We start from the raw sequence: 9,665 nt of genomic DNA, 5'->3' as shown, positions 1-9,665 counted from the left end.
CAGCCGTTGCGGCGCGCGAGCGCGACCAGACCGACGCGAAGAAAGACATCGATGCGGCCAAGGTCGGCCAGCATCATGTAGCGCGCATTGTTGAGATGGCTGTTGAAATCGATGTCGGACGGCAGGCAACGGAAGGCCAGCCGACTCTGATCGCCGACCACGTAAGGGCCACGGCTGGACGCCGTGGCCATCATCCGCGCGAGGCGCCCCCAGACATACATGACTGGACGTCAGGCTGCCTTCTTCACCTCGCCCTTCTGATAAGGGTCGAAGCGCTGGTAGAAGGTCTCGCCCTTCTCGGCCATGTCGATGAGCAGCTTGGGCGCCTTGAACTCGGCCCCATACTTCTTCTGCAGGCCCTTGGCGATCTTGACGAAACGCTTGGCGCCGATGCCGTCGATGTAAGAGAGCGCGCCGCCGGTGAAGGGAGCGAAGCCGAAGGCGAGGATCGAACCGACATCGGCCTCCCGAGGATCGGTGACGATGCCTTCTTCCATCACGCGCACCGCTTCCAGGGCGATGGTGACCAGCAGCCGCTCTTTCAGCTCCTCATAGTCGACCTTTTCCGGCTTGAGCTGCGGATAGAGATCCTTGAGGCCCGGCCACAGCTTCTTCTTCGCCGGCTTGGCGGGATAGTCGTAAAAACCCTTGCCGTTCTTGCGGCCGAAGCGGCCATGCGTGTCGACCATGGTGTTGATCAGCGCCATCTGCTTCGGGTCGACGGCCTTCTCGCCGATATCCTTGATGGTCTGCTTCATGATCTTTTGGGCGAGGTCGATCGCCGTCTCGTCGGTCAGCGCCAGCGGCCCGACCGGCATGCCGGCGGCCTTGGCGGCGTTCTCGATCATCACCGCCGGGACGCCTTCAATCAGCATCTTGTAGGCTTCGGACATGTAGCGGAGCACGCAGCGATTGACGTAGAAGCCGCGTGTGTCGTTGACGACGATCGGCGTCTTCTTGATGGCGCGAACGAAGTCGATCGCGACGGCCAAAGCCTTGTCGCCGGTCTTCTTGCCAAGGATGATCTCGACCAGCATCATCTTGTCGACCGGCGAGAAGAAGTGGATGCCGACAAAATTCTTCGGCCGCGCCGAATTCTTCGCCAGCGACGTGATCGGGATGGTCGAGGTGTTGGAGGCGAAGATCGCCGAGGACTTCAGCACCGCTTCCGCCTTCTCGGTGGCGAGCTTCTTGACCGCCGAATCCTCGAACACGGCCTCGACGACGAGGTCGCAGCCGGCGAGATCGGCATAGTCGGCCGTCGGCGTGATCAGCGAGAGCAGCTTGTCCTTGTCCTCCGGCTTGGCGCGCCCCTTCTTCACCTGATCCGCCATCAGGCTGTCGGAATGCGCCTTACCCTTCTCGGCCGACTCCATGTCGCGGTCGAGCAGTACGACCGGAATACCGGCCTTGGCGGTGACATAGGCGATGCCCGCGCCCATGAAGCCGGCGCCGAGGATGCCGATCTTCTTGAACTTGGTGTCGGGCACGCCGGCCGGGCGGCGGGCGCCCTTGTTCAGTTCCTGCAGCGACACGAACAGCGAGCGGATCATCGCCGCCGCTTCCTTGGTCTGCATGATCTCGGTGAAATAGCGCTGCTCGATCTTGAGCGCGGTGTCGAAGGGCACCAGCAGGCCTTCATAGACGCATTTCAGGATCGCGGCCGCGGCCGGATAATTGCCATAGGTCTCGCGGCGCAGGATGGCGATGGCCGGCGGCCAGAGATTGGCGCCGGCCGCCGAATAGATCGGACCGCCGGGCAGCTTGAAGCCCTTCTCGTCCCAAGGCGCGACCGGCTTCAGCCCGTTCCTGATCATCGCCTTGGCGGTCTCGACGAGCTTCTTCGGCTCAGCGATCGCATGGATCAGGCCCATCGACTTCGCCTTCTGCGGCGTCAGATTCTGGCCGGTGGTCAGCATCTGCAGCGCCTGCTGCTGGTCGGTCAGCCGCGGCACGCGCTGGGTGCCGCCGGCGCCGGGGAAGATGCCGATCTTCACTTCCGGAAGCGCCATCTTCACCTTGTCGGAATCGGCGGCGACGCGGCCGTGGCAGGCGAGCGACATTTCGAAGGCGCCGCCCATGCAGGTGCCGTTGATCGCCGACACCCACGGCTTGCCGCAGGTCTCGATCTTGCGGAACAGGCCGGTCATATAGCCGGCATTGTCGAACAGCGCCTTGGTCGCCTTCTCGAGGTCCTTCTCCTTGTCGACGGCGAAGGTGGCGAGCATCTTCTGCAGCATGGTGATGTCGGCGCCGCCGGAAAAGCTGTCCTTGCCGGAAGTGATCACCGCGCCCTTGATGGCGGCGTCACCGGCAACCTTGTCGACGATAGAATTGAGCTCGAGCATCGCTTCTTCGGTGAAGACGTTCATCGAGCGGCCCGGCATGTCCCAGGTGATAAGCGCGATGCCGTCGGGGTCCACGTCGAGGGTGAAATTGGTGTAGCTCATCTTCTTCTCTCCCCGTCAGACGCGTTCGATGATGGTGGCGGTGCCCATGCCGGCGCCGATGCAGAGCGTGACCAATGCGGTGTTCAGGTCGCGCCGTTCCAACTCGTCCAGCACGGTGCCCAGGATCATCGCGCCGGTGGCGCCGAGCGGATGGCCCATGGCGATCGCGCCGCCGTTGACGTTGATCTGGTCGTGCGGAATGTCGAAGGCCTGCATGTAGCGCAGCACAACGGAAGCGAAGGCCTCGTTGAGCTCGAACAGGTCGATGTCCGACAGCTTCATCTTGGCGCGCTTCAGGAGCTTCTCGGTGACGTCGACCGGACCGGTCAGCATCAGCACCGGCTCGGAGCCGATATTGGCGAAAGCGCGGATGCGCGCGCGCGGCTTCAGCCCCATCGCCTTGCCGGCCTTCTTCGAGCCGAGCAGCACGGCGGCGGCACCATCGACGATGCCGGAAGAATTGCCGGCATGGTGGACGTGGTTGACCTCTTCGACTTCCGGATGCTTCTGCACGGCCACCGCATCGAAGCCGCCCATCTCGCCCGGCATGACGAAGGACGGGTTGAGCGAGGCGAGCGACTGCATGTCGGTCGAAGGCCGCATGTGCTCGTCATGATCGAGGATGGTGAGGCCGTTCTGGTCCTTGATCGAGATCACCGAATTCTTGAAGCGGCCCTCTTCCCAGGCCTTGGCGGCGCGCTTCTGGCTCTCGACGGCGTAGGCGTCGACATCGTCGCGGCTGAAACCGTACTTCGTGGCGATCAGATCGGCCGAGATGCCCTGCGGCACGAACCAGCCAGGCAGGCCGACCGACGGGTCCATGAACCAGGAGCCGCCGGACATGCCCATGCCGACACGCGACATGGATTCGACGCCGCCGGCGATCACGATCTCGTCCGCCCCTTGCGCGATCTTGGCGGCGCCGAAATTGATGGCGTCGAGACCGGATGCGCAGAAGCGCGAGATCTGCATGCCCGGTGCCTTGGTGTCGTAGCCGGCCTCGAAGGCCGCGGCGCGCGGAATGACCGAGCCGGCCTCGCCGACCGGATCGACGCAGCCGAAGATGATGTCGTCGACATTGCCGGTGTCGAGCCCGTTGCGGTCGCGCAGCGCCTCAAGCGTCTTCGCCGCGAGCCGCACCGCCGGCACCTCGTGCAGCGAGCCATCCTTCTTGCCCCTGCCGCGCGGCGTGCGCACGGCGTCATAGACGTAAGCTTCGGCCATTTTCGTGCTCCTTGGGTTTGCCGGTCGCCGCGCTCAGAGGGAGCGGCCGATCAGCAATTTCATGATCTCGTTGGTGCCGCCGTAGATGCGCTGGACGCGGGCGTCGCGGTACATGCGGGCGATCGGATATTCGTTCATGTAGCCATAGCCGCCATGCAGTTGAAGGCATTCGTCGACGACTTTGCCCTGCAGGTCGGAGAGCCAGTACTTCGCCATCGAGGCCGTGACCGGATCGAGGCCGCCATCGATGTGGCGCGCGACGCAGTCATTGTAGAAGACGCGGCCAATCGTAGCTTCGGTCTTGAGCTCGGCCAGCTTGAACTGCGTGTTCTGGAAATCGATGATCGCCTTGCCGAAGGCCTTGCGCTCCTTGACGTAGTCGATGGTGATCGCCAGCGCCCGCTCGACCATGGCGATCGCCCCGGTGCCGATCTGCAGCCGCTCCTGCGGCAATTGCTGCATCAGTTGGACGAAGCCCTTGCCCTCCTCATGGCCAAGCAGGTTCGAGGTCGGCACGCGCACGTCGTTGAAGAACAGCTCGGACGTGTCGTTGGCCTTCAACCCTATTTTGTCGAGGTTGCGGCCGCGCTGAAAACCTTCGACCTCGTCGGTCTCGACGACGATCAGCGAGGTGCCCTTGGCGCCCTTGTCCGGATCGGTCTTGGTGACGACGATGATCAGATTAGCGAGCTGGCCATTGGTGATGAAGGTCTTGGAGCCGCTGATCTTGTAGTGGTTGCCGTCCTTCTCGGCGCGCGTCTTGACGCCCTGCAGGTCCGAGCCGGCGCCGGGCTCGGTCATGGCGATGGCGCCGATCAGCTCGCCGGTCGCGAGTTTCGGCAGCCACTTCTGTTTCTGCTCCTCGGAGCCGTAATGCAGGATGTAAGGGGCGACGATCGAGTTGTGCAGGCCGATGCCGAAGCCGTCGACGCCAACATGGCCGATCGCTTCGATTATGGCGCTCTCATGCGCGAAGGTGCCGCCCGAGCCGCCGTATTTCTCCGGCATCGAGGCGCAGAGCAGGCCGGCGGCGCCTGCCTTCAGCCAGCTCTCGCGATCGAACATCTCGTTCTTCTCGAACTCGTCGTAGCGCGGCGCGATCTCCTCCGACATGAAGCGGACCGCCATGTCGTAGAGCATGCCGACCTCGTCCGCCGCCCAGGCGGGCTTCGGCAAGCCAAGAATTTCGGCGGGGTTGGTCATGCTCTTCTCCTCACAAGGCATGTCATCAGAGACGGGGTCGGCGCGCTACCGCGGGAGACCCCTCCAGGCCCTTCGGGCCACCCTCCCCTCAAGGGGGAGGGGACGCCGGGCATTTCTAGAACGCTTCGGCCGGCAGCGCCATCAGCGTGTCGGCGCCACTGGAGATGCGGGCAAGCCTCGTCGCCGTTTCCGGCATGATCCGCTCCATGAAGAAGCGCGCCGTCACCAGCTTGGCGTCATAGAACGACGCTGCCCCATTGGCGCCTTCGGCGAGCTTGGTTTGGGCAGCCTTGGCCATCTGGCCCCACATATAGCCCAGCGCGACCAGGCCGAAGAGATGCATGTAGTCGGTCGAGGCGGCGCCAGCATTGTCGGGCTTGGCCATGCCGTTCTGCAGCAGCCACATGGTGGCCGCCTGCAGGTCGTTGAGGCCCTTCTTAAGCGCCTTGGTGAAGGACGCTATCTTCTCGTCCGCCCGGTTCTCCTCGCAGAACTCGCCGACCTCCTTGAAGAAGGCCTGCACCGCGCGACCGCCATTTAGCGCGAGCTTGCGGCCGACGAGGTCGAGCGCCTGGATGCCGTTGGCGCCCTCATAGATCATGGCGATGCGGGCATCGCGCACGAACTGGCTCATGCCGTGCTCTTCGATATAGCCATGGCCGCCGAACACCTGCTGCGCCATCACGGCGTGGTCGAAGCCCTTGTCGGTCAGCACGCCCTTGACCACCGGCGTCATCAGACCGGTGTAGTCGTCGGCCGCCTGGCGATCCTTGTCGTCGCCGGAGCGGTGCGCAACGTCCGACTTGATCGCCGTCCACAGCGCCAGCGCGCGGCCACCCTCGTTGAACGCCTTCATGGTCATCAGCGAGCGGCGGATATCGGGATGGACGATGATCGGGTCGGCCTTCTTGTCAGGCGCCTTGGCGCCGGACAGCGACCGGCCCTGGAGACGGTCCTTGGCGTAGGAGACGGCGTTCTGATAGGCGATCTCGGAGACCGAAAGCCCCTGCAGGCCGACACCGAGCCGGGCTTCGTTCATCATCGTGAACATGGCCTTCAGGCCGCCGTTCAACTCGCCGAGCAGCGTGCCTTCGGCCTCGTCATAATTCATGACGCAGGTCGAATTGCCGTGGATGCCCATCTTCTCCTCGATCGAGCCGCAGGAGAGCGTGTTGCGCTCGCCGGGATTGCCCGAGGCATCGAGCTTGAATTTCGGCACGATGAACAGCGAGATGCCCTTGACGCCTTCCGGCGCGCCCTCGGCACGGGCCAGCACCAGATGGACGATGTTGTCCGCCATGTCGTGCTCGCCGGCGGAGATGAAGATCTTCTGACCGGAAATCTTGTAGGTGCCGTCGCCATTCGGCATCGCCTTGGTGCGCAGCAGGCCGAGGTCGGTCCCGCAATGCGGCTCGGTGAGGTTCATGGTGCCGGTCCAAGCGCCCTCGATCAGCCTGGGCAGCCAGGTGGCCTTCTGCTCGTCGGTGCCGTGCGTGACGATAGCCGCGATAGCGCCCTGCGTGAGGCCGGGATACATCATCAGCGCCATGTTGGCCGAGACCATGTATTCGGAGACCGCGGTGTGGACCGTGTAAGGCAGGCCCTGGCCGCCGAACTCGGCGGGCGCGGCCAACCCCATCCAGCCGCCCTCGCGATACTGGTCGAAGGCATCCTTGAAGCCCTTGGGCGTCGTTACCGAGCCGTCGTCATGACGCGCGCAGCCTTCCATGTCGCCGACGCGGTTCAGCGGATGCATGACGTTCTCGGCAAGCTTCGCGCCTTCGGCAAGGATCGCCTCGACCACGTCGGGCGTAGCATCCGAGAAGCCTGGCAGATTGGAATAGCGCTGATAGCCGAGCACGTCGTTGAGCACGAACAGCGTGTCCTGGACGGGCGCCCTGTAGATCGTCATGCCTTCCTCCACCCTTGCGGTCCTGGCCAGCCAGCAAGTTCCCGATCCAGGTCCGGATGGGAGGCCGAGCCAATGTCGACGCCCCGATAGCAAAAATTGACGTTTGCGTAAACGTCAATCTTGTCGCAGCCGGAAGATTTTTGGTGAGCGGGCGCATGCAAGGCAACAAAAAAGCCGCGCGGCCATGGCTGCGCGGCTATTGCTTTTGGCTAGTCGCCGTTGCGGCGCGAAATGATCAACCGGCGGCGCTTGCCTGTGGCGCGGCCCGTTCGGCAAGCATCTGGCGCACCGCCGTCATCGAATTGCTCAGCTCGTTGATGGCGTCCTCGATCAACGCCCGCTGCTTCTGCAGGCGGGCAAGCTGCTTCTCGGACTTGTCGAGCGCCAGCCGCAACTGCTTGGTGTTGGAGCCGGTCGGATCGTAGAGGTCCATCATCTGCTTGACGTCGCGCAGCGAGAACCCGACCTTGCGGCCGAGCAGGATCAGCTTCAGCCGAGCCTTATCGCGACGCGTGTAAAGACGGGTGGAGCCGTCGCGTTTCGGATTGAGCAGGCCCTTGTCCTCGTAGAAACGCAGCGTGCGCAAGGTCACGCCGTATTTCTTGGCCATCTCGCCGATGCGGACGAATTCCTCACCGGCCTCGGCCGGTAGGTGATTGCTATTGGCCGCGGCTTCGCCGGGCGAAACAAGTTTCATGGTCACTGGCTTTCCCCTGATGGCGTCGCGGTCCCGGACCAAGCGTCGCCTGAGTGGAAGCGGGGGCGTGCTTCCAATCGTGGTTTCGACAAATCAATCGCAAGAGGCACGGCTTCGCACCTTTTACGTTTACGTCAATTCTATACCGACAGCCGGCAGGTGACGCAAGGGCGTTGTCGGAACGGAACTTTATGCCGCACCCGGATGCCCGGCTGGCCAGGCGGCTTAGGATTTATGCCCGACTTCTTAAGCTTGGTTAACGCCTTGTTTACCACGTTGGGCGAAATGTGCGCATGTCGGTCATCCGTGTTTATCCTGTAGCGAATTTTTCACGGTTTTTCGAGGCGTGGGTGAAAACCCGGGAAGCCCGTCTTCCTCCGCAGCAGAACCGAGCGGCCGCCTTCGTTCCCGGCAGGACTTTGGGAAACCGGCCGCGGCCGGTCATTCTGAACACGGGCGCATCGATGAACAGCAAGCGGTCCTATCTCGATACACTCAACGCCGGCAGGCAACGCCGGCCGCACACCTCGCTGGAGGATCTGAACCGCTCGCTTGAGACGCTGGAGCAGCGGTTGGAACGGACCCGCACCGACACGGCCGAACGCCCGGATCCGCGGCGGCCGGCCGCCGAGCCACGCTACGCCGCCGCGCAACCTTATGGGCAGTCTCGCTGGTACGAAGACCCCTACTCAACGCAGAGCGAAAAAAATCGGGGACCGCAAAACCAGGCACCCTCCGGCCTTGGCCCCAACTATCAGGCCATTGCCCGCGACATCGACCGGGTGCGCGGGCAGGAGGACGGCGTCGCGATGGTGGGCAAGATCGCCGTCGAATTGCGCGGCCTGCGCGAGGAGCTGCGCCATCAGATGACCGCCGGCCTGCAGCGCGAATTCGACGCGCTGCGCCAGGATATCGATCGCGCCATGCAGGCGGCGAGCCAGCATGGCGCTCCCGCCGACAAGAGCAGCGCCGAGCTCGGCCTCGAGTTCGAGCGGCTCTCCGGAGCCATCCACACGCTCGCCGAAAAGAGTGACGACCGCAGCGTCAACCTGTTGCGGCTCGAGCTGGAGCAGGTCAAGGCGGCGCTCGATACGCTGGCACGCGAGGAAAGCGTGCGGGCCGTCGATCGCCGCTGGGACGATTTCGACCGCCGCTGGAGCGCCTTCGAGGATCGCGTCGACGCCGACCAGCGCCAGCGCGCCGAGGGGCCCAACCTTTCGGCACTCACCGACCGGCTGGAACAGATCAGCAGCGCGGTCAACAACCTGCCGCAGTCGCTGTCGCTCGGCTCGCTGGAGGAAAAGGTGCGCACGCTTGCCGGCGCGGTCGACCGCTTCGCCAGCCAGCAGACCATGCGCGGCGGCGAGACGCTCGCCATGATCGACGAGCGGCTGGACGAGATCTCGCGCGCCATCGTCGCCTCGACGGTGGCGGCGCAAGCCAATGCCTTCGATCCCGAAACCTTTGGGCGGATCGAGAAGCGCATGGCCTCGCTGGCGCAGCAGATCGAGGAAGTCGCGCAGGCGCGGCCCGGCGCCGAGGTCATCGACCGCCTCAATCTTCTGTCCAGCCGGGTGGACGAGCTCGCCGGCCGCACCAACCTGCCGGAGCAGGCGATGGAGCGTCTCGGCAAGCAGATCGCTTTGATCACCGACAGAATAGACCGGGCGCCGGTGATGCCCGACGCCGACCATATCTTCCATGGCCTGGAGCAGCGCTTCGACGCGCTGTCGACGCTGCTGGAGCGCCGCCAGGGCGATGCGATCGAGCAGGGCAACATGCTGTTCCGCGAACTCGAGCGGCGGCTGGACGATGTCGCCGACAGGCTCGACCAGCGCATGCAGCAGGATGACAGCACCGGCATCATGGAGGCGATCGACGCCCGCTTCACCGCGCTTGCCAAGCGCATCGAGACGCGCACGCCAGATCCCGCCAACGATATGGCGATCCGCGGCCTGGAAAGCCGGCTCGAAGACATTTCCAGCCGGCTGGAATCGTCTGCCGCGCAGGTCGCCGGCATCGATCCGGCGCTGATCCGCAGCCTGGAATCGCAGGTGACCGCCCTTTCGGCGCATCTTTCCAAGCCAAGCGCGCCGCTGCCCGACTTCGAGGACATCAGCCCGCGCCTCAACGAGATCGAGAAGTCGCTGGCCGGCACGCGCGATTCCATCCTCAGCGT

At 64.2% G+C, this 9,665-nt stretch carries 6 protein-coding genes and 1 pseudogene; 1 reads left to right on the top strand and 6 read right to left on the bottom strand.

What is annotated here, in order from left to right; translation table 11 throughout:
- The 6 genes from EOA38_RS17725 to EOA38_RS17700 form a co-directional block, all read right to left on the bottom strand.
- Positions 1 to 221, bottom strand: a 221-nt coding sequence (locus EOA38_RS17725; protein WP_145965987.1) for a thioesterase family protein, incomplete at its 3' end; no start/stop codon positions are given.
- Positions 222 to 230: 9 nt separating this feature from the next.
- Complete coding sequence (locus tag EOA38_RS17720; RefSeq protein ID WP_127299827.1) at positions 231 to 2,450, bottom strand: 3-hydroxyacyl-CoA dehydrogenase NAD-binding domain-containing protein; 2,220 nt, start codon at positions 2,448 to 2,450, stop codon at positions 231 to 233.
- Positions 2,451 to 2,465: 15 nt separating this feature from the next.
- Positions 2,466 to 3,674, bottom strand: coding sequence for an acetyl-CoA C-acetyltransferase (locus tag EOA38_RS17715; protein WP_126090300.1), 1,209 nt, complete (start codon positions 3,672 to 3,674; stop codon positions 2,466 to 2,468).
- 33 nt (positions 3,675 to 3,707) lie between these two features.
- The gene (locus EOA38_RS17710; protein ID WP_127299826.1) at positions 3,708 to 4,877 is read right to left on the bottom strand and encodes an acyl-CoA dehydrogenase family protein; all 1,170 of its coding nucleotides are present in this window, start codon (positions 4,875 to 4,877) and stop codon (positions 3,708 to 3,710) included.
- Between the two features lie 115 nt (positions 4,878 to 4,992).
- Positions 4,993 to 6,789, bottom strand: a complete 1,797-nt coding sequence (locus tag EOA38_RS17705; RefSeq protein ID WP_126090302.1) for an acyl-CoA dehydrogenase — start codon at positions 6,787 to 6,789, stop codon at positions 4,993 to 4,995.
- A 235-nt stretch (positions 6,790 to 7,024) separates the two neighbouring features.
- Entirely contained in the window at positions 7,025 to 7,486 is a 462-nt protein-coding gene (locus EOA38_RS17700; RefSeq protein ID WP_127299828.1) for a MerR family DNA-binding transcriptional regulator, read from the bottom strand.
- A 464-nt stretch (positions 7,487 to 7,950) separates the two neighbouring features.
- Between EOA38_RS17700 and EOA38_RS17695 the strand changes: the two are divergent.
- Positions 7,951 to 9,665 (top strand): annotated as a pseudogene (locus tag EOA38_RS17695) (peptidoglycan-binding protein); the annotation flags it as partial.

The organism is Mesorhizobium sp. M1E.F.Ca.ET.041.01.1.1, assembly GCF_003997355.1.
GTDB lineage: Bacteria > Pseudomonadota > Alphaproteobacteria > Rhizobiales > Rhizobiaceae > Mesorhizobium.
Note: the sequence above shows the minus strand (reverse complement) of the source record. Positions and strands in the feature narration are given on the sequence as shown.